The 20,160-nt window shown below is 73.0% G+C and carries 16 protein-coding genes; 6 read left to right on the forward strand and 10 right to left on the reverse strand.

Features of this window, described 5'->3' with window-relative positions; genetic code table 11:
• The first annotated feature begins 59 nt into the window (after positions 1 to 59).
• Entirely contained in the window at positions 60 to 1,109 is a 1,050-nt protein-coding gene (locus tag ACFQO7_RS32765; RefSeq protein ID WP_376810022.1) for a mechanosensitive ion channel family protein, read from the forward strand.
• Here the strand turns inward: ACFQO7_RS32765 and ACFQO7_RS32770 are convergent, their stop codons facing one another.
• Positions 1,110 to 2,150 carry a S66 family peptidase gene (locus tag ACFQO7_RS32770; protein WP_376810023.1) on the reverse strand — a complete coding sequence of 347 codons (1,041 nt, stop codon included), beginning with the start codon at positions 2,148 to 2,150 and terminating at the stop codon, positions 1,110 to 1,112.
• Between the two features lie 41 nt (positions 2,151 to 2,191).
• Positions 2,192 to 2,539, reverse strand: coding sequence for an Imm51 family immunity protein (locus ACFQO7_RS32775; protein ID WP_376810024.1), 348 nt, complete (start codon positions 2,537 to 2,539; stop codon positions 2,192 to 2,194).
• 306 nt (positions 2,540 to 2,845) lie between these two features.
• Between ACFQO7_RS32775 and ACFQO7_RS32780 the strand changes: the two genes are divergently transcribed.
• Positions 2,846 to 3,268: an NUDIX hydrolase gene (locus ACFQO7_RS32780; protein WP_360534771.1), complete on the forward strand. Its 423-nt coding sequence runs from the start codon at positions 2,846 to 2,848 to the stop codon at positions 3,266 to 3,268.
• Here the strand turns inward: ACFQO7_RS32780 and ACFQO7_RS32785 are convergent.
• Both ACFQO7_RS32785 and ACFQO7_RS32790 read right to left on the reverse strand, forming a co-directional pair.
• A complete protein-coding gene (locus tag ACFQO7_RS32785) occupies positions 3,258 to 7,166 on the reverse strand; it encodes an AAA domain-containing protein (RefSeq protein ID WP_376810025.1) in 3,909 nt (1,302 codons plus the stop codon). The genes ACFQO7_RS32780 and ACFQO7_RS32785 overlap by 11 nt on opposite strands.
• Positions 7,167 to 7,373: 207 nt before the next feature.
• Positions 7,374 to 8,030, reverse strand: a complete 657-nt coding sequence (locus ACFQO7_RS32790) for a TetR/AcrR family transcriptional regulator (RefSeq protein WP_376810026.1) — start codon at positions 8,028 to 8,030, stop codon at positions 7,374 to 7,376.
• A gap of 92 nt (positions 8,031 to 8,122) precedes the next feature.
• Here ACFQO7_RS32790 and ACFQO7_RS32795 point away from each other — a divergent pair, with 92 nt between their 5' ends.
• On the forward strand, positions 8,123 to 8,362 hold the full coding sequence (locus ACFQO7_RS32795; RefSeq protein WP_376810027.1) for a hypothetical protein: 240 nt from the start codon (positions 8,123 to 8,125) through the stop codon (positions 8,360 to 8,362).
• 4 nt (positions 8,363 to 8,366) lie between these two features.
• Here ACFQO7_RS32795 and ACFQO7_RS32800 read toward each other — a convergent pair whose 3' ends face one another.
• A complete protein-coding gene (locus tag ACFQO7_RS32800; protein WP_376810028.1) occupies positions 8,367 to 9,449 on the reverse strand; it encodes a DUF5925 domain-containing protein in 1,083 nt (360 codons plus the stop codon).
• A 77-nt stretch (positions 9,450 to 9,526) separates the two neighbouring features.
• Positions 9,527 to 10,984, reverse strand: coding sequence for a PhoX family protein (locus tag ACFQO7_RS32805; protein ID WP_376810029.1), 1,458 nt, complete (start codon positions 10,982 to 10,984; stop codon positions 9,527 to 9,529).
• A gap of 276 nt (positions 10,985 to 11,260) precedes the next feature.
• Here ACFQO7_RS32805 and ACFQO7_RS32810 point away from each other — a divergent pair, with 276 nt between their 5' ends.
• Positions 11,261 to 12,388, forward strand: coding sequence for a DNA polymerase III subunit beta (locus tag ACFQO7_RS32810; RefSeq protein WP_376810030.1), 1,128 nt, complete (start codon positions 11,261 to 11,263; stop codon positions 12,386 to 12,388).
• Positions 12,389 to 12,539: 151 nt separating this feature from the next.
• On the opposite strand, the gene ACFQO7_RS32815 is transcribed toward ACFQO7_RS32810, so the two are convergent.
• The 3 genes from ACFQO7_RS32815 to ACFQO7_RS32825 are packed head-to-tail and all read right to left on the reverse strand — an operon-like array spanning position 12,540 to position 14,814.
• On the reverse strand, positions 12,540 to 13,088 hold the full coding sequence (locus tag ACFQO7_RS32815; protein WP_376810031.1) for an NUDIX domain-containing protein: 549 nt from the start codon (positions 13,086 to 13,088) through the stop codon (positions 12,540 to 12,542).
• A 53-nt stretch (positions 13,089 to 13,141) separates the two neighbouring features.
• The gene (locus ACFQO7_RS32820; RefSeq protein WP_376810032.1) at positions 13,142 to 13,981 is read right to left on the reverse strand and encodes an NUDIX domain-containing protein; all 840 of its coding nucleotides are present in this window, start codon (positions 13,979 to 13,981) and stop codon (positions 13,142 to 13,144) included.
• Positions 13,982 to 14,031: 50 nt separating this feature from the next.
• The gene (locus ACFQO7_RS32825) at positions 14,032 to 14,814 is read right to left on the reverse strand and encodes a hypothetical protein (protein ID WP_361050160.1); all 783 of its coding nucleotides are present in this window, start codon (positions 14,812 to 14,814) and stop codon (positions 14,032 to 14,034) included.
• 117 nt (positions 14,815 to 14,931) lie between these two features.
• On the opposite strand from ACFQO7_RS32825, the gene lysX reads away from it, so the two are divergent.
• Both lysX and ACFQO7_RS32835 read left to right on the forward strand, forming a co-directional pair.
• Entirely contained in the window at positions 14,932 to 18,246 is a 3,315-nt protein-coding gene (gene lysX, locus ACFQO7_RS32830; RefSeq protein ID WP_376810033.1) for a bifunctional lysylphosphatidylglycerol synthetase/lysine--tRNA ligase LysX, read from the forward strand.
• Between the two features lie 62 nt (positions 18,247 to 18,308).
• Entirely contained in the window at positions 18,309 to 19,220 is a 912-nt protein-coding gene (locus tag ACFQO7_RS32835; RefSeq protein WP_376810034.1) for a polysaccharide deacetylase family protein, read from the forward strand.
• A 24-nt stretch (positions 19,221 to 19,244) separates the two neighbouring features.
• On the opposite strand, the gene ACFQO7_RS32840 is transcribed toward ACFQO7_RS32835, so the two are convergent.
• Positions 19,245 to 20,147 carry a hypothetical protein gene (locus tag ACFQO7_RS32840; protein ID WP_376810035.1) on the reverse strand — a complete coding sequence of 301 codons (903 nt, stop codon included), beginning with the start codon at positions 20,145 to 20,147 and terminating at the stop codon, positions 19,245 to 19,247.
• Between the last annotated feature and the right edge of the window lie 13 nt (positions 20,148 to 20,160).

The following is a 20,160-nucleotide window of genomic DNA, read 5'->3' on the forward strand; positions in this document are numbered from 1 at the left end:
ATCTCGTACCCCGCCGTGAGAGGTGACGCCGTGACGCCGACCAGCACCGGCAGCTGCTGATGGAAGCCGAGCAGCTGATGCGGGCGGCGGTCGTCGTGCTCGCGGCGATCATGGTCGCGGTGGTCGTGGGCTGGCTGTCGCGGCTGGTGGTGCGGCTGGTCGCCCGCCGCAAGTACCGCCGGTTCCTGGAACAGCTCAGCCAGGCCTGCCGGTGGGCCTTCCGGGCCGTGCTGCTGGTGGTCGCGCTGATGGTGGCGCTGCCGTTCACCGGGCTGACCGGACCGGCCCGCGAGGTCGTGCACCACGCGCTGGTCATCGCTCTGATCGCGACGTCGGCCTGGCTCGCGGTGCGGGTGCTGTTCGTGCTGGAGGACGCCGCGTTCCGGCGGCTGCCCGTCGACGTCGCCGACAACCGGCGCTACCGGCGGGCGCGTACCCGGATCGGCATGGTGCGCCGCCTCACCGCCGTCACCGTCACCCTGCTGGCCGTCGCGTCGATCCTGATGACCTTCGCGCCGCTGCGCGCCCTCGGCGCGTCCCTGCTCGCCTCGGCCGGGCTGGCCGGTGTCGTGGCGGCGCTGGCCGCGCACGCCACCCTGGCGCACATCTTCGCCGGCCTGCAGCTGGCCTTCACCGACGAGCTGCGCCTCGACGACGTGGTGGTGGTCGAGGGGGAGTGGGGCCGCGTCGAGGAGCTGCGGCTCACCTACGTCGTGGTGCGGCTGTGGGACGAGCGGCGGCTGGTGCTGCCCACCACCTACTTCACCACCACGCCGTTCCAGCACTGGACCCGCAACGACGCCCGGGTGCTCGGCGCGTCGATCCTCTACCTGGACCACCGCATGCCGGTGGACGCGCTGCGCGAGCAGGCGCAGCGCGTCGTGGAGGCGTCGCCGCTGTGGGACCGCCGGGACTGGGTGCTGCAGGTCGTCGACACCACCGAGACCGCCATGGTGGTGCGCGTGCTGGCCTCGGCCGACGACGCGGCGAAGGCCTACGACCTGCGCTGCGAGATCCGCGAGAAGCTCATCGCGTATGTGCGCGAGCACCACCCCGAGGGACTGCCGCAGACCCGTGTCGCCGTCGTCCCGCCGCCCGAGCAGCCGTGATCAGTAGCGCACGCTGATCCGCTGCTCGACCGCGTCGACCCGCACGTCCCCGCCGACCGGCAGGATCAGCTGCGGGTCGGTGTGGCCGATGTCCAGGTCGAACACGAGCACCGCGGCCGGGGCGTACGCCGCCACGGCCCGCCGGACCGCGTCGGCCTGCTCGTCGCGGTACACCGCCTTCTGCTCGGGGGTGGGCCGCCGCTCGAAGTTCCAGGCCATGGGCCGCCCGACCAGGATCGCGCCGAAGCGCTCCAGCAGACCGCGCTCGCCCATGTTGCGCAGCGTCCGGAAGACCTCCGCACCGGCGGGCATCTCCTCCGAGGTCTCCACGACCAGCACGTGCCCGTCGAACCGCTCCGGCGGCGCGACGAAGCCCGCCTGCAGGAGCCAGGACAGGATCTCCAGACAGCCGCCCCACAGCGGCCCCTCGACGACGCGCCGGGCCCCCTCCCAGCGCCAGCCGTCGACCGGCCACATACGCGGCGGCACACCGCGCAGCGAGGCGTCCGCCCAGTCGTTCGGCTCGTCGCCGTGGTCGGCCGAGGCGGTCAGCTCCTGCCAACCGGAGTCGAACAGGGCCGCGCGCAGGCTGCCCGCAGACAGCGGGTGCATGGCTCCGCCGCGGGCCAGCGAGGTCATCACCGCGCCGCCGTGGAAGGCGACCACGCCGAGGTGGAACAGGTGGTTGAGCAGGTTGGTGTTGTCGGAGAAGCCGAAGAACGGCTTGGGGTTGGCCCGGATCACCTCGTCGTCGAGGTGGCGCAGCACGGTGATCTGGTCGTCGCCGCCGATGCTGGCGATGACCGCGGCGATCGTCGGGTCGGCGAAGGCCGCGGTGATGTCGCGGGCCCGCTCGCGCGGTGTGGCGGCCGCCGCGCGGGTGGTCGGGAACTCCACCGGGACCAGCCCGAACTCGTCGCGCAGCCGGGACAGGCCCAGCTCGTACACGTCCGGGAAGACCGCGGGCACCCCGGCGCTGGGGGACAGGATCGCGATGCGGTCGCCGGGGCGGGGCTTGGCTGGATACACCATGTCGGGCATGGGCGGAAACTAGCCGATCCACCCGATCGGGGCACCCGATTTCAGTCGAGCAGGCCCTGTTCCTCCGCGCGGGTGATCGCGTCGGCCAGCACGTCGAGGTCGACGACCGCGTCGCGGATGGTGGCGGCCACCTCCTGCAGCGGCTCGATCTCGGCGGCGCGCACCGAGCACAGGTCGGCCTCGGAGTCGAACTCGACCTGGTCGAGCACCTCGGGCGCGCGTTCGGCCAGCAGCACCTGCACCACGCCCTCCCAGGCGTAGCCGTTGCCGAGCCAGCCCTGCTCGTCGAAGATGTCCACATAGTCGTCGAAGTCGTCGAAGGTCAGGCTGAACTCGCCGGAGCCGTGCTCGACCAGCTTGCAAGGGTCGAAGTCGGGGTCACGTGCCATGTCCGCGACTATAGGCCTTGACCTGTGTCACTGCGGTTTCGCCGAAAGGCCGACTTCACCTCCGCCGAATCGGTGAATTTCACGGGTCAACCCGCTGTTCGCGGCGCGTCCACCCGGGCGGCACGCCTGGCGGGCCGGTGCGGGCCGACGAACGAGGCCGCGCGGCTGCCCCGGTGCCGTCCGCGTGTCGCGCTCGCGGGCCGAATTCGGCAGGTGTGAGCAGGAAGAAGCCCTCTGAGTGGCGAATCAGCGGTTCGACCATCTGTGCGACCGCGCGAGAACATGGCAGGCTTTCTCATCGTGACGATGGTCAGGCAGTGGCAGCGGGTCTCGGCGTACGGGTTGGCGCGCGAGGGCGACACCGTGCTGCTCGTGCAGATCGGCCGCAGCGCCCACGGGGACCTCGGCAAATGGATGCCGCCTGGCGGCACCATCGAGCACGGCGAGCACCCCGCCGAGACGGTCGTGCGCGAGTTCGCCGAGACCACGGGCCTGGAGGTGCGTGTCGACGCCCTGCTGGAGGTCGGCTCCGACCACCGGCAGCTGACCGGCGGCATCGACTTCCACGGCGTGTTCATGCTGTACGGCGTGACCGTGCTCGGCGGCGACCTGCGCCCGCAGCCCGACGGCATCATGGTCGAGCCGAGCTGGCACTCCGCGTCCGAACTGGACCAGATCCCGATGCTCGACGCGGTGCGCGACGTGCTGCGCGCCGCCGTCAAGAAGTAGGTCCCGCCTCCCGCCGGGCCTCGGTCCGTGCCTGGCGCAGCGCCTCGGTGATGCGCGGACCCCGGCGGGCGAAGCCCAGCTGCGCGGTGGCCTCGGCGATCACCTCGTCCTCGGTGCGGTTGAGGCCGTCGCTCTCGATCCAGCGAATCAGGTCCACCAGCGTCTGCTGCGGCACCTCGGTGATCTGGGCGGCGGCGGGCAGCTCGGGTTTCGGGCCGCTGCGCCCGGTCGCCGACGGCAGCCGCAGGGTGACGCCCTCGGCCACGGTGTCCACCGGCAGCCCGGCCGACTCCGACACCGCCAGGTCGTACACGGCCCGCGCCTTGGCGATCTCCACCTCGCGCTGGCGCATCCAGTCCGTCGACCAGATCCGGTGGAAGCGCCAGCCCAGCCGCTCCAGGTGCTGCTGGCGCAGCCGGTCGCGGTCGCGCACCGTCGGCGAGGCGTGGTAGGACGCCCCGTCGGCCTCGATCGCCAGCACCAGCCGCTCCGGGTCGTCCGGGTGGGTCGCCGCGAAGTCGATCCGCTGCCCGCCGATGCCGTGCTGCACCACCAGCGGGATGCCCGCGGCGGTGAGTTTGGCCAGCACATCCGCCTCGAACGGGTTCAGCGCCGGGGAGGTCGTCGCGGCCGGCGACTCGCGGCGGCCGCCGGAGGAGGCGTACGCCAGGAAGTCGCGCAGCATCACCGCGCCCTCGGCGCGCAGCCGCTGCGGGTCCATGTCCAGGTGGGTGAACGAGCTGACCACCGTCATCCGGCGGCGCGCCCGCGTGATCGCCACGTTGAGCCGGCGGTGGCCGCCCTTGGTGTTCAGCGGCCCGAACCGGTACAGCATCCGCCCGTCCAGGCCCTTCGGGTAGCCGACGGTCAGGATCACCGCGTCGCGCTCGTCGCCCTGCACCCGCTCGATGTTCTTGACGAAGAACGGCTCGTGCCCGTGCTCGGCGAAGTACGGCTCCAGCTCCGGCCTGCCGGCCAGCGCCCGGCGCAGCGCGGCGTCGACGCGTTCGGCGTGCGTGATGCCCATGGTGATGACGCCCAGCGACTCGGCGGGCCGCTGCGCGGCGTGGGCCAGGATCAGCTCCACCACTCGGCGCACCTCGGCGGAGCCGCTCTCGGCGGACGCGTCCGGGTCGGCCTCGCCGCTGACCAGAACGTGGCTGATGCAGTCCCCGGCGTCCGCGCCCGGGAACGTGGTCAGCGCGTTGCCGTTCGGGCTGTACACGTGCCGGTCGGAGAACGCGATGAGCCGCTCGTCGCGGCTGCGGTAGTGCCAGGCCAGGTGCCGCACCTGCGGCAGCGGCAGGGTGTGCGCGAACGCCTGCAGCAGCGACTCGACGTCGTCGCCGAGCGCGGTGCCGTCGTCCGGGAGGTCGGCGTCGCCGTCGGCGCGCTGGAAGAAGTTCGTCGGCGGCAGCTGGTGCTCGTCGCCGGCCACCACGACCTGCCGGCCGCGCATGATCGCCGGTACGCCGTCGACCGGCTCGACCTGGCTGGCCTCGTCGAAGATGACCACGTCGAACAGCACCCGGGGCGGCAGCACCTGGCTGACCAGCAGCGGGCTCATCGCCCAGCACGGCTTGAGCGCGGTCAGCGCGTCCGGGGCCTGCTCGAACAGCCGCCGCACCGGCAGGTGCCGGGCCTTCTTCGCGGCCTCCCGGCGCACCAACTGCTGCTGGTCGGGGAACTCGTCGAGCACCGCCATCAGGTTGCGGGCGGCCAGATGCCGCACCCGCTGCGCGGCGGCGGTGATGTGCGCGGCGTCGGCGATGTGGAACTCGGTCACCGCCGCGTGCAGCGCCGCGCCGTGGAACGCCGACAGGTGCTCGTCGGTGAAGCGCACGTGCTCCAGCACCGAGCTGAGCCACGCGTGGTCGAACGCGGCCCCCCGCTGCGCGGTGTCGCCTCCGACGCCGCGCGTGGCCAGCTCGTCCAGCAGCCGCCGGGCGCGCCATTCCACCAGGCCCGCGGCCAGCTCGTTGCGGCGCGCGGTGCGCAGCAGGTCGGCCTGGTCGCCGGCGAGCCGGTCCAGCTCCGGCTGCAGCAGCGCCAGGTCGTCGTTGTCGATCGGCACGTACCCGCGCAGCGGCTCCAGCGCCCCGGTGAACTCGGCGAACGCGGCCAGCGCCGCGGTGGCCGCCGGGCTGGTGCGCGGCGGCCGCCCGTCGCGGCTGACCACGCGCCAGCGGGCCAGCTCGTCGGCCGCGGCGACGGCGGCCTCGTGCAGCTCGGCGGTGCTCGGCCGGCCCGGCGCGATCCACCACGCCCGGATCTGCTTGAGCACCTTGCGGCGCTGCCAGAAACCCATGCCGCCGCGCTCGGCACCGGCCGCCGAAGCGGTGACCCAGGCGGCGAGATCCGCGGTGTACGCCTCCGGCCGCAGCCGCCGCAGCGTGACGTCCACGTCGGACAGCAGCGCGGCCATCTTCTGCGCGGAACTCAGGGTGCCCGGCACGGACAGGCCCAGCTGGGCGGCCAGCTCGGTGATCTGCTGCCGGGCCGGGGCGAGCGTCGTCGCGGCCTGCCCGGCCAGCGTGTACGCGAGCTGCGCCGTGCCGCGGTCGGGCACGGTCGAGCGGACCCACGGACCCGGGCCGGGCTCGGGGTCGAACGCGCCCAGCTGCGCCAGCTCCGTCAGCGAGGCGCGCAGCCGGGCCGCGGCCGGCGCGTCCAGGCGGGCCAGGTCCTCGCCGGCCCAGCGCTGCGGGGTCATGTCCGCCGGGCTGATGCCCAGCAGCCGCGACTGCAGCTCGAACATGGACAGGCCCCACGGGTCGTGCCGGGTGTGCAGCGCCGCGTGGTGGCGGGCCAGCGCGCCGCGCGCGTCGACCAGGCTGCGGTCGGTGTCCTCGGTGGTCGGCCGGGTCTCGTGGCGCGCCCGCTGCAGCCGCGAGTCCAGCGCGCGGGCCAGCTCGCGGCGGCTGCCCTGGTCGCCGTGCAGGTTCTGCACGAGGTCGTCGAGGCCGACCTGGTTGAGCCGGTCGAGCACGGCGTCGATGGCGGCGCGCTTCTCCGCGACGAACAGCGCGGTGCGGCCCCGCGCCGCCAGCGCCATGATCATGTTGGCGATGGTCTGGCTCTTGCCGGTCCCCGGCGGACCCTTGACGACCAGGTGGTGCCCGGCGACCGCCGCGTTGACCGCGTAGCTCTGCGACGAGTCCGCGTCCAGCACCAGGAACTCGTCGCCGGGGGGCAGCCGGTCGGGGGCGTCCGGCTCGACCGGCGCGGTGGCGTACAGCTCGCTCAGCGCCCGCGGGTCGCCCGCCAGCGCGGCGATGACCTCGCTGCTCTCCAGCAGCTCCCCGTGCTCGGTGATGTCGGCGACCATCGGCAGCTTCTCGTACAGGAACGTGCCGACCAACAGCTCCGGGCTCACCGTGAAGCCGCGCACGTCCTGCGCCGCCTTGGCCAGCTGCTCGAACAGCGGCGCGGGATCGTACGGCCCCTCCGGCAGCGCGTCGAGCAGCGTCTCCGGGTCGATGTCGAGCCGGTGTTCCTTGAACAGCTTGAACAGCAGCACCGGGTTGACCGTCGGCTCCGGATCGAGCGTCAGCGCGAAGTCGGTCTCCGCGGCCGACGTGGTGCGCACCGTCAACCGGTGCAGCAGCACCGGCGAGCGCGGCGTGCGGTCCGACTCCCACCAGCTCGCGATTCCGCTGGCCAGGTAACCGACGTCGACGCCCCGCTCCTCGGCCAGCGTGCGCATCCGGGTCCGGATGGTCCGCGTCCGCCGCATCGCGTCCGCGTGCGCGACCTCGTCGGCGAACAACTGACGCAGCGTCACCGTGCGGCCCGCCATCAGCACGGTCACCGCCTCCGGCCGCGCGCCGTCCAACCGCAGCGTCCCGGCCCTGAGATCGCGGTAGTACGCCAGCTGATTGCGCCCTGAATCATCCACCAGGGCATCAGCCCACCGCCTCGTGGCGAGCGCGACATGGGACGGCTGCGGAACGTTGCCAGACACGGTCACGGCCCAACGATGGCAGACTCCCGCACCCCCGCCAAGCGCCCGGCCGAAAGGAAGGGCATCGTCGGCTCGCGTCAGCGAGACGAGCAGTGGCACTGCACATCGCTATTGGTAGCGGAAGGGCACCTTCCAAACCGGTCACGGCGCGTGAGCAGGGCGGCTGGGCGCGGCGTGGTTCAGGATCACCTGCAGCAGGTCGTCGAGGCCGGCGGTGAACTCGGCGTCCCAGTCGGGCGGCTGCGCCAGTACCCCCGAAAGCTCTCGATGCGACGGCGCCGAGTCGCCCGCCGCCTCGGCGCGGGCGTGGCGGCGGGGGTCGGCCGGCGCGAAGCGGCCGGTGATCTCGCCTACCGCGTAGCCGAGCACATAGGTCGAGACCAGGCGCTCCAGGCGGGGGACCTGCGCCGGCGGCACGCCCGCGTCCAGCAGCGCGCCGTAGAGCGCGTCGACCAGGCGCACCGCGTCGGGCGTGATCGCGGGCCGGGACAGCAGCAGCGGATAGGCGGCGGGGTGACGGTGGGCCAGCGCGCGGCCCGCGTGGGCGATGGCGCGCAGCCGCACGTCCCACGCGCCGGGAGTAACCGCCGCGGGCAGCAGCTCGGCCAGCAGCAGGTCGACCAGGCCGTCGAGCAGGGCGTCCTTGTTGCCGACGTACGGGTACAGCGCCATCGGCGTGACCCCGACCCGGGCCGCGACCGCGCGCATGGACAGCGCGTCCAGGCCGCGCTCGTCGGCCAGCGCCAGCGCGGCGGTCAGGATCTCCCGCCGCCTGGCCTCGACACCCAGCTCCGCCATGCTCTACAGTGTAGATCTATACAGCGTAGATTACAAAGGAGGCGCGGCATGCTGGACGCGTCCTGACCGGCAAGGCGGTCACGCTCGGCGCGTTGCTGCTGTCCACGCTCGGCGGCGCGATGGTGCCGCTGTCGCTGCTGCCCGGCTGGGCGCAGACGATCGCACCCGCGTCCCCCGGGTACTGGGCGCTGCAGGCGCTGGGCGGCGCGGCGACCGGCGACACCGCGGCCGTGCTGCGCGGCTGCGGGGTGCTGCTGCTGGTGGCGTCAGTCGCCGGAGGCTACGCCGCCTGGCGCATGAACCGCGGCTGGGGGCGCAGCCGCCTGCTCTGACCCTTCACAGGTAGCAGCCGGTGGAGGGTTCGGGGGTGATCTGGACGAGGTCACGGTCGCCGCGCTGGATGGCGAACAGCTCCGCCAGCGTCGCGCCCGACGAGCTGAGGCCCACCGTGCTGCCCAGCCAGGCGCTCGCCTGCGCGAACGGCAGCGGGCCCACCTCGATCTGGGCCAGGCACCGACCGGGGCGGACCACGGCGGGATGCAGCTTGTTGAGCGGTTCGTTCGTGGTCAGGCCGACGAGGACGTCACGCCCCTGGGCGAGCAGGCCGTCGGTGAGGTTGAGCAGGCGCGACAGCGCCTGGCCGCTGGAGGCCTTCGCGGCCGAGGAGATCAGCTCGTCGCAGTCCTCGACCAGCAGCAGCCGCCAGCGGCGCTCCTCCTGCTCGTCGTCGCCGATGGCGACCTCCATCAGGTAGCTGGAGTCGTGGAACAGGTTCTCCGGGTCGAGCACGCAGTCGACCTGGCACCACGACGACCACGCTCGCGCGAGCGCGCGCAGCGCGGTGGTCTTGCCGGTGCCGGGCACGCCGTGCAGCAGCAGCAGGCGGCCGCTGATCGAGTCCGGGGTGAGCGTCATCAGGCGTTCCAGCGAGCCCGCGACGTCGGCGGAGTAGTTGTCCCGGATCGCGTCCCAGGCCGGGGTGGTGATCGGGCGGGTGCTGCGCTGCGCGCCGCGCTTGGCCGAGTGGTGCCAGAAGCCCATCGGCACCGTGTCGGCGCGCTCGGCGTGCTCCTCGCGCGCGTTGCGGGTGGCCGCGTCGAGGATGCGCAGCGCCAGCTCCTCGGTGGTCGCGGTGACCGTGACCTCGGCGACGCCGCCGCGCCAGCGCGCGGCCCGCAGCGTCCAGCCGTCGCCCGCGGCGAGGTGGCTGCGCAGGCCGTCGTCGGTGGCCACGCGCAGCAGATGTCCCTCCTCCGGCAGCAGGGCGGCGTCCTTGCGGACGCGGGGCAGGCGGGCGGTGTGGGCGTACGGCTGCTCGCCCGTGCTGAACGGGGCGAGGATCATCGCGTCGACGACGTCGCGAGGAGTGTCGGAGTCGTCGAGGGTGAGGTTCGTCGACAGCTGCGGCAGAGTGCCCATACGTCGATGATCTCGCAATTGGACCTGAGCACCTAGTGGTTTTCCACCCTGATATCGGCCCTGAGCTGGGGCCGCGCTCAGATCCCGAGTTTCGCCCAGGGCCCCCAGATCGCGATGGTCATCCCGTGGATGGCGAGCACGTTCACGAACAGCGTGTGCCCGTCCGGGCTGAACGCGCAGCCCGCGAACTCGTCGCGCTCACGCGAGACCCCGGCGCGGTTGGTCAGGCGGTTGAGCGCGATGTCGAGCACCTCCCCGCGCCGGGTGAGCCCGCGTACGTAGTTGTTGTTCGCGCCGTCCTCGCACAGGATGAGCGTGCCGTTGGGGCTGGTGGTGATGTTGTCCGGGAAGTCCAGTCCGTCCACGGCCGGGCACTGGTACACCAGCCGCAGCACCTCCTCCGCGCAGTGGTACGCCCAGATCTGCCCGTGGCCGTTGCCGTAGCCGCTGTCGAAGGGCCCCTCGTCCTTCTCCGGCCGACCACCGCCCTGCGTGGAGGTGAAGTACACGACGCCCTGCCGGTACGTGGAGCCCTCCAGCCGCGAGAACAGCGCCGCGCCGCCGTCGCGGCCCTGGTCGCCCACGTGCCGCAGTGCCTGGTGCTCGGTGGTCGGCGCGGGCACCCCTTCGGTGTACGGGAAGCGCGGCGCCGGGTCGTCGATGTCGACCCAGGTGACGGGGAAGACCGCGCCGGGTTCCTGCGCCGCGGCCAGGTCCAGGCGGGGGCGGCCCTTCACGGCCAGCGCCTGCAGCCGCCCGCCGTCGGCGATGCCGCGCCCGTCGGCCCGCAGCGGGTCCGGCGCGCGCGGCGGCAGGTAGCGGTAGAAGCAGCTGGCGAAGGCGAAGTTGTCCTCGGTCAGGTAGAGCGCGCCGCCGTCCGGGTCGTACGCCACCGACTCGTGCGCGAAGCGGCCCGCCGCGGTGATCGGCTCCGGCTCCACCGCACCCTGCGCGGGCACCTCGAAGATGAAGCCGTGCCGCTCCTTGAGCAGGTAGTTGCCCAGCCCGGCGACGTCCGGCCCGTTGACGGTCTCCTCGCAGCTGATCCACGTGCCCCACGGCATGCGCCCGCCGCAGCAGTTGGTGTGCGTGCCGCTCAGGCTGGTGTGCGAGCGCACCACCTCGCCGTACCGGGTCACCTCGACCGTGCTGGTGCCGCCGCAGGCCGCCGGATCGTAGGTGACGTTGGCCGGCCCGAACGCCTGCCCGGTGACCTTGACCTCGTGGTTGCGGACCAGGATCGTGTTGCCGCCCGGCGCCTGGAACGCGCCCATGCCGTCGTGGCTGCCCGGCAGGCGGCTGCCGTCGTCGAGCACCACCGGCCACTCGGTGTCGTGAAAGGAGCGGTACGCGAAGCCCTCCGGCACCCACAGCCGCGGTACGCCGTCGCGCAGGTCGGCCGCCGGCGCGAGCTTGATCCGGGTGGGCGGCTTCGGCGCGGCCTCGCGGGCCAGGAACCCGCTGAAGGGACCGGCGGCGAACAGGCCGCCCGCCACGGCCGCGCCGCCGAGCAGCGAACGCCGTTTGATCACCATCTGCGGGCTCACTTCCGTGCGTCGAGGGAGCTACGCAGGTGCAACGAGCGAACCACCCGCATGATCACGCATCGACGGCAAGGCGATCCTTACCCCCACCCGCGCCGCGCGACGGGCCACCCATGATCGCTCGACTTGCCAGGCAATCGTGCGTATCTTGAGCGCGAATTCGCCCACGTGCCTGGCAAGTCGAGCGATCTTGGCGGCCGTGCCGGCGCGTCCGGTGCGGCCCGGAGCGTGGCGGGGGTGTCGTATCCGGTGGTTAGCGTGCGGGCCATGGCATTGGATGTGAGTGTCGGGGCCGGGGCACTGGCCGAAGCGGCTGCGCAGTTGCTGCGGTTGCTGCCGGTGCGGGCGCACCAGCCCGCGCTGGCCGGGGTGCTGCTGCGCGCCGACGCCGAAGGGCTGGAACTGGCCGCCTCCGACGGCGAGGCGTGGGCCCGGGTGCGGGTGCCCGCCACCGCGCACACCGACGGCGAGGCCGTGGTGTCGCGGCGCGCGCTGGCCGACACCGTGGCCACCCTCGACGCCGCGCAGCTGCGCCTGTGCACCGAGGGCGCACGCCTGGCGGTGCGCACCGAGCGGGCCCGGTTCGCGCTGCCCACGCTCGACCTCGACACCTTCCCCCGCCCGCCGCGGGCCCCGGCGCGGCAGGGGACGCTCGCGGGCGCGGACTGGCGGGCCGCGGCCGCGGTCGCCGGTGCGGCCTCCCGCGAGGACGCGCTGCCGCTGTTCACCGCCGTGCGGATGCGCTCGGCCGGCGCGGTGGTCTCGATGCTGGCCACGGACCGCTTCCGGCTCGCCGCGGCGCGCCCGGTCTGGCGGCCCGAGCCCGGCGCGGAGCTGGACGTGCTGATCCCCGCCGCGCTGGTGGCCGAGCTGGGCCGCCAGGCGGGCCGGGCGGCCGAGGTGGGCCTGCACGCCGAGGACGGCCGGTTCGCGCTGTCCTGGCCCGGCTGGACGGTCGGCACGGCCTCCCTGGCGGTGGCCTTCCCCGACCGGCAACTCGACCAACTGCTGGCCACGCAGGCCGAGGCGACGGCGCGGGTGGACGCCGACGAGCTGGCCGCGGCGGTGGGGCGCGCGGCGCACTACGCCGGGCCGCGCGGCGCGGTCACCCTCGACCTCGGCGACGGCGAGCTGACCGTGCGCGGCAGCGACCCGCTGGCCGGGGAGTCGTCCGAGACGCTCAAGGCCGACCTGCTGGGCGACCACCTCACCCGGCAGTACCAGGCCCGCTACCTGCTCGACGCGCTACGCCCGTTCGCGGGCCGCCAGGCCCGCCTGGAGATCCAGTCCGCCCTGCGCCCCACCGCCTTCACCGCCGCGTCCCCCGACCCCGGCGTCGACCTCCGCTACCTCGTGGTGCCCCTACGCCCGACCGACCCCGCCGACCGCCCCTGACCCGCGCCCGGCCACCCCGGCACTCGCGCCCGGCCGCCGGGGCCGCCCTCGCCGCCTGCACTTTCGCGGAAACTGCAGGAACTACAGCGTCCATTCGCGCAGTTTCCTGGAAAGTGCAGCACCGGCGACGGCGGCGGCGCACCCGAGGCGGTCACCAGCGGGGGGCGGTGCCGGTGGCGCGTTGCTCGGCGGCGAGGGTGACGAGGTCGGGGTACCAGGGGCCGTCGGTGAGCAGGAGGCGGCGGGCCTCGTCGAGCGGGTGGGCGCGTACCTCCAGGACGGTCTCGCCGTCGTCGGGGTTGTCCGGCGCCCCCTCGATGCTCACCTCGGCGTAGCACCACAGCCAGGCCTTCTCCGGGTGCGGCTGGTGCGGCCGGTACGGCGCGGGCAGGTCGGACACCGCGTGGTGCGCGCCGATGACGTGCAGCGGGCCCCGCAGCACCGCGCCGGCCTCCTCGCGCAGCTCGCGGGCCGCGCACGCGGCGACGCTCTCGTCCGGCTCGCGCGTGCCGCCGGGCAGGAACCACACGTCGCGCGCGTCCCGGCAGAGCACGATCCGGTCGCCGTCGAAGCCGACCACGTGCACGTTCGTGACGAGCCGGTCCTCGGGCGGTGTGGTGGAGAACCGGCAGTCCGCACCGGCCCACTCCCAGCGCTGCGGCGCGAACAGCAACGGAAAACGGTCATGAGGGGACGTCACGGCCGGAGCGTAGCGCAGCCCGGCCATCCAGGCGATCTTGCTGGAACGCGCGGTCAGGACAGTGGGTTGGCTGCCGGGACGGCGAGCAGGTCGAGGAAGGCGTGCTGGGTGTTGCCGGTGTCGCGCAGCAGCTCACGGGCCTTGGCCAGGGGGATGAAGCGGCAGGTGACGACCAGGCCGGTGTCCCAGACGCCGGGGTCGCCGATGACGGTGTGCCGCCACTGGCCGCGCTCGTCGTCGGCGCGCAGGTGGAAGTAGACGTTGAGGTAGGGCCGCCGGGTGTCGGCGAACCGGCCGCTCTGCACGCCCACGACGCTGAGCACCGACAGCGGGCCGGACACCCCGGTCTCCTCGTACGTCTCCCGGACCATCGCGTCGTTGAGCAGCTCGCCCCGTTCGACGCCGCCGCCGGGCAGGTGCGTGCCGGGGGTGCTCGGATACTCGAAGACCAGCAGTTCCAGCGCGTCGTTCGCGCCCCGGGTGACGTATCCGGTGACCCGCAGCCGGGTGGGCCGGTGCGCGCCGATGCCGCTGACCGACACGAACAGCCCGACCTGCACCAGCGTGACCAGCACCGCGCCGACCGCCCACCACAGCGCGAAGTCGCCGAACACCGACGCGACCACGAGGCCGAGGCCGAGCCCGCCCGCGATCGGCGCGGTGACCTGCCACCACAGCGGTGCGGCGGCCAGTCGGCGGCGGTCGCGCCAGATCCACCACCAGGCCAGCGCCGACCCGGCGATCGCCAGCACCGCGCCGACGGTGTCGAGCAGGCCGGGGCCGTGCGCGTCGCTGAACGAGATCAGGCGCGGGCCGTCGTCGGGCACGGCCAGCAGCAGACCGCCCAGCAGGGTGCAGACCGCCCAGGCGGCGATGACGTGAGCACGGCGCACCTTCGGCTGCTCCTCCACTGACGACGGTGGTTGCACCATATCGGCCTGCCTCACCGTTGTGGGGGAGCGTCGTGGTGTCCGGCCAGCAGTTCCTGGAACCAGATCTTCGCCTTGATCGCGGGCCCGCGCAGCTGCGTCTCGCGCCAGGTGGACCGGGCCAGCTTCGCCTCGGCCTGCGGGGTCGGCCGCATGTAGCGCCAGCGGGCCCAGGGGGAGTGCGGACGGGCCAGCCGGATCGCGCCGACGATCAGCAGCACCGGGATGAACAGGCCGATCAGTCCCGTCCAGATCTTGCCCTTGACCAGGGTGAGCAGCACCAGGCCCAGGTGGGTGGACGCGATCGCCCCGGCGATGGCCCAGCCGAAACCGCCGGCCGCGGCGGCGGCCAGGATCAGCCGGTCGATCCCCGCGGGGCGTACGCCGAGCACCAGGAGCCCGGTCACCGCGACCGCCACGAACACGGCGTCGATGGAGGTGCGGCCCTTCTCTGACCAGTACACGTCCTCCAGGTGCAGGATGAGCGCGAACTCGTCGAGCACCAGGGCCGAGCCGATGCCGAACAGCGCGGCCAGGACCGAGCGCCAGAGCACGTACTCGTCCGGCACGACCAGCGCGGCGACGCCCGCCACCAGCATGAACACCACGCCGAAGACGACGTGGTGGATGTGCAGCCCGCCGCCGGGGGTGACGTTGCCGGGCCACCACTTCACCTGCGCCCGGATCATGCGGACCGAGAACCGGATGAACACGAACCCGAAGATCACCCCGGCGAAGAAGCAGAACAGCGGCAGCCGGCCGGTCTCCACGACCGTGCGGTGGAACCAGTCGGACACCGTCCCACCCCCGCCCCCCGTACCCGAGCTTTCATCATATTTGCTGCGTTAAGTCTAGTGAGTGCCTTATGTTCGTGTTGACGCCCCGGAGACTTCGCCGACGAGACGAGGTGGCACGTGGCTCCACCGGCTGCAGGCGCGGCGACCCGCGCGAACGGACGGAACTGGCGGGAGAAGGTGCCCCGCGTCTTCGCGACCTTCATCGCCGTCATCGCCCTGATCAGCGCGCTGGCCGCGATCGGCGGCGCGATCGGGCACAGCACCCAGCCGGTGCGCCGCGTCCTCGACGACGTCCTGATCCCGGTCCCCGCGAACCTCGCGTACGCGGCTTTCATGGCCGTGCTCGCCGCCGCCACCGCCCGGCGCAAGAAGATCGCCTGGTGGACGATGATCGTCTACCTGTTCATCGACGTAGGGTCGAGCTTGCTCGCGCTCGGCGTGATCACGCTGGTGCCCGAGGGCGAGCTGGTCGACGACGCCGGAGTGCCGCTGTTCAGCGGCTGGGGCCGGGTGGCCACCAGCATCGCGGTGCTCGTCGGCGTCGCGGCGCTGATCATCCTGTTCCTGGCCCGCGACCAGTTCTACGCCCGGATCCGCAAGGGCGCGGTGTGGAAGGCCCTGGCCGTCTTCGCGGGTGTCGCCGCGGTCGGCATCGGCCTGGGCTACAGCCTGGTCGCCGCGTTCCCCGGCACGCTCGGCTCCGACGCCGGGGAGCAGCTCGCGTACGCGGCGGAGAAGGTGCTCGGCGGTGCGTTCGAGTTCGACGTGACCCGCGACGGCGCCGCGCCCGGCTGGGTGAACTTCCTCCTCGGCCTGTTCGGCGCTATCGCGGTGTTCGCGGCGCTGTTCACGCTGTTGCGTTCGCAGCAGGTCAACGCGGTGCTGGAACCCGCCGACGAGGTGAAGGTACGCGGCCTGCTCGACCACTTCGGCGAGCGCGACTCGCTGGGCTACTTCGCCACCCGGCGGGACAAACTGGCCACGTTCGCGCCGAGTGGCAAGGCCGCGGTCACCTACCGCCCGGTCAACGGGGTGAGCCTGGCCAGCGGTGATCCGATCGGCGACCCGGAGGCCTGGGGCGCGGCGATCACGGCCTGGCTGGAGGAGGCCCGCAGCTACGCCTGGACCCCGGCGGCCATGGGCGCCAGCGAGGAGGGCGCGACCGCGTACCACAAGGCGGGTCTGAAGGTCCTGGAGCTGGGCGACGAGGCGATCCTGCTGACCGACCGGTACTCGCTGGACGGCCGGGAGATGCGCCAGGTGCGCCAGGCCGTCAACCGGGTCGAGCGGGCCGGATACACCTCGACGGTGCGCCGGCATGCCGAGATCCCGCCGGAGGAGATGAAGGACATCGCGGAGCTGGCCACCCGGTGGCGCGACACCGACAGCGAGCGCGGGTTCTCCATGGCACTGGGCCGCCTCGGCGACCCCAACGACGGGCAGTGCGTGCTGGTCGAGGCGCGCGACCGCGACGGCATCGTGCGCTCGATGCTGTCGTTCAGCCCGTGGGGCCGCCGCGGCCTGTCGCTGGACCTGATGCGGCGTGACCACGAGGCCGAGAACGGCGTCATGGAGTTCATGGTCACCGCGCTCATGAACTCCGCGCCCAAGCTGGGCGTGGAGCGGGTGTCGCTGAACTTCGCGGTGTTCCGGGCGGTGTTCGAGGAGGGCGGCCGGATCGGCGCCGGGCCGGTCCTGCGGCTGTGGCGGCGGGTGCTGATGTTCTTCTCCAAGTGGTGGCAGCTGGAGCAGCTGTACCGCTCGAACATCAAGTACCAGCCGGAGTGGGTGCCGCGCTTCCTGTGCTTCGGCGAGCGGCGCGACCTGGCCAAGGTCGGCCTCGCCTCGGCGATCGCCGAGGGCTTCCTGACCGTGCCGGGCACCCCGGTCGCCGCGTTGGACGCGACCGCGGCCCCGGTGCTGGAAGGCCTGCCCGCGCCCGTGGAAGCGGCGGCGCTGGCAGGCGCGGCGCACGACGAGAGCGTCAACGAGCAGATGGCGGTACGTCTGGCCAAACTGGAACGGCTGCGCGCCGCGGGCGTGGACCCGTACCCGGTGGGCTTTCACCCGACCGCGACCTGCGGGCAGATCCGGGCCCGCCATCCGGAGACGCCCGCCGACACCCGCACCGGCGACCGGGAGTCGGTGGCCGGCCGGGTGATGCTGCTGCGCGACCACGGCCACATCGCCTTCGCGACCATCCGCGACTGGGTCGGCGACCTGCAACTGATGATCGACCGGGACGTCGCGGCGTGGACCGAGGCGATCGACATCGGCGACCACGTCGGCGTCACCGGCGAGGTCGTCACCACCAAGCGCGGCGAGCTGTCGGTGCACGTGGACACCTGGGAGATCACCGGAAAGTGCCTGCGCCCGCTGCCGGACAAGCACAGCGGCCTGTCCGACCCGGAGGCCAAGGTCCGCCAGCGCTACCTGGACCTGATCACCAGCAGCACCGCGCGCGAGCTGCTGAAGGCGCGCAGCGCGGCGGTGCACAGCCTGCGCCAGTCGTTCAGCGACCGGGGCTTCATCGAGGTCGAGACGCCGATCCTGCAGCGCATCCACGGCGGCGCGAACGCCCGCCCGTTCACCACCCACATCAACGCCTACGACCTGCGCCTCTACCTACGCATCGCGCCTGAGCTGTACCTGAAGCGGCTGGCCGTGGGCGGCGTGGAGAAGGTGTTCGAGCTGGGCCGCACCTTCCGCAACGAGGGCGTGGACTACAGGCACAACCCCGAGTTCTCCATGCTGGAGGCATACCAGGCCTATGCCGACTACGACACGATGCTCACGCTGACCCGCGAGGTGGTGCAGTCCGCGGCGCGGGCCGCCAACGGCGAGTGCGTGATCATGCACGACGGGCAGGCGCACGACGTGTCGGGGGACTGGACCGTGCGCACCGTCGACGAGGCGGTCTCGTCCGCGCTCGGCGAGGAGATCACCGCCGACACCGACGTGGAGAAGCTGCGCAAACTCTGCGACGCCGCGAAGATCCCGTACGACCCGAAGTGGGGCCGCGGCGCGGTGGTGCTGGAGATGTACGAGCGGCTGGTCGAGGAGAAGACCGTTCTGCCGACGTTCTACAAGGACTTCCCGACCGACGTGTCGCCGCTGACCCGGCAGAGCCGCGTCGACGCCCGGCTGGCCGAACGCTGGGACCTGGTCGCCTTCGGCACCGAGCTGGGCACCGCGTACTCCGAGCTGACCGACCCGATCGAGCAGCGCCGCCGGCTCACCGAGCAGTCGCTGCTGGCCGCGGGTGGCGACCCGGAGGCGATGGAGCTGGACGAGGACTTCCTGCAGGCGCTGGAGTACGCCATGCCGCCCACGGGCGGGCTGGGCATCGGCGTCGACCGGCTGGTCATGCTGCTCACGGGGCGGTCCATCCGGGAGACGCTGCCGTTCCCGCTGGTGCGCGGAGCGCGCTGAAGGCCATATCACCTATTAGGGCATTTTGGTATCATGCCTATAAATAGGTCGCAGGAGGCCCCATGCGCGCCGGATCGGCACCCGGGAATCGACGGCGCGCGATCATCACCGCGCTGGTGCTGACCGTCGTCATCCTGGTCGGCGGATTCCTGCTCGGGCACCTGGCCGGCAGCCGCTCCCGCACGGGGCTCGGCGACCGGTCGGACCTGCCGAAGACCTCGCGCGACCGGGTCGGGCCGCACGCCCGGCTGGCACTGCCGCCGCTGCCGCCCCGGCCCCAGCCGATCACCGGCCCCGACCGCCCGCCGCTGCCCGCCGAGAAGGGCGGCCCGTTCGGCAGCCGGCTGACCACCGGCACCCCCGAGATCGCGCTGACCTTCGACGACGGCCCGGACGAGGTGTGGACGCCGCAGGTGCTGGCGCTGCTGCGCGACTACGGCGTGCGGGCCACCTTCTGCATGATCGGCGCCAAGGCCGCGAAGCACCCCCAGCTGGTACGGGATGTCGTCGCGGACGGGCACACCCTGTGCAACCACAGCTGGAGCCACGACGTATGGCTCGGCCTGCGCGACGAGCAGGCGGTGCTCGCCGACATGCGCCGCGCCAACGAGGCACTCACCGGCGCCGCGCCGTCGGCGCGTATCTCCTACTACCGCCAGCCGGGCGGGAACTGGTCGCCGGTCGTGGTGGCCGCCGCGCGGCGGCTGGGCATGACCGCGCTGCACTGGCGGGTCGACCCGAACGACTGGAAACTCGGGCCGTCGTACCGCATCGCGGCGGACGTCACCGAGCAGGCCGCTCCGGGCGCGATCGTGCTGCTGCACGACGGCGGCGGCGACCGCGGCCGCACGCTGTCGGCGCTGCGCACCATCCTGGCGAACCTGATCACGCGGTTCCACCTGGCGCCGCTGCCGCCGGGCATGGAACAGCCCCGGCCGTCCGGAACCGATTGGTTCGGACGACCGGGGCAGTGACTCACCGCCGCGGTGGCGTGCGGTTCATCGGGTCAGTGCGTCGACGACCTGCTGGGCACGGGTCTCGTGCTTGGCGTAGTGGTACGGGAACGCCGAGACCTGGACCTCCTGGATGGCCAGGGTCAGCGGCATGTCCTGCCAGCCCTGGACGTTGTCCAGCGCCTTGTAGAACTGGGTCGCCGCGTACTTGGGCTGCATCAGGTCGCGCACGGTGCCCCAGCCGGAGGTCGGGCGCTGCTGGAACAGGCCGACCGAGTCGTGGTCGGAGCCCTCACCCTGGTTGGTGTAGTTGTACGACTCCGCGTAGACGGTGCTGGCCAGGTTGTACAGCTGGCTCTCCTGCATCGCGCAGGCGATGGCCGCGACGTAGGCGCGCTTGGGCAGGCCCAGCTCCTTGCCGGCCTGCACGATCGCCTGGGCGTTGCGCATCTGGGTCATGTCCAGCCCGGCGACGGGACGCAGGACGGGCTGGGGGGCGGCCTTCGGCTTCGCCGCGGCCTTGGGCTTGGCCTTGGGGGCCACCTTCGGCGCCGCCTTCGGGGCGGCCTTGGGCGCTGCCTTCGGGGCTGCGGCCTTCGGCTGCGCCTGCGGGACGGCCTTCGGGGCCGCCGCCTCGACGGGCGTGACCGCGCTGATCGCGGCGCGGTCCAGCGACCGCGTCGCGGCCTGCGCCGCCTCGGCCCGGCTCGCGCTCTGCAGGGTGACCTGGTTGTCGGGTGCGCTCGCGCCGGCCGCCACTCCGCCGACCGTGGCGGCGCCCAGGGCGCCGACGAGGCCGGTCACTGCCATCAGCTTGCGCGAGTCGGCCGACTTGAGCCGGCTGATCGCCTCCGCGAGGGACTTGAGGGGACTGGACAGGGGATTCTGGCGGGTAGCCGCTCGGTGACGGCCGACTCCGCGCTGCTCGTGTGCTCCGTTGCCACGCATTCGCCGAGCTTAT

Origin of the sequence: Catellatospora aurea, assembly GCF_042663325.1 — a bacterium.
Lineage (GTDB): Bacteria > Actinomycetota > Actinomycetes > Mycobacteriales > Micromonosporaceae > Catellatospora > Catellatospora aurea.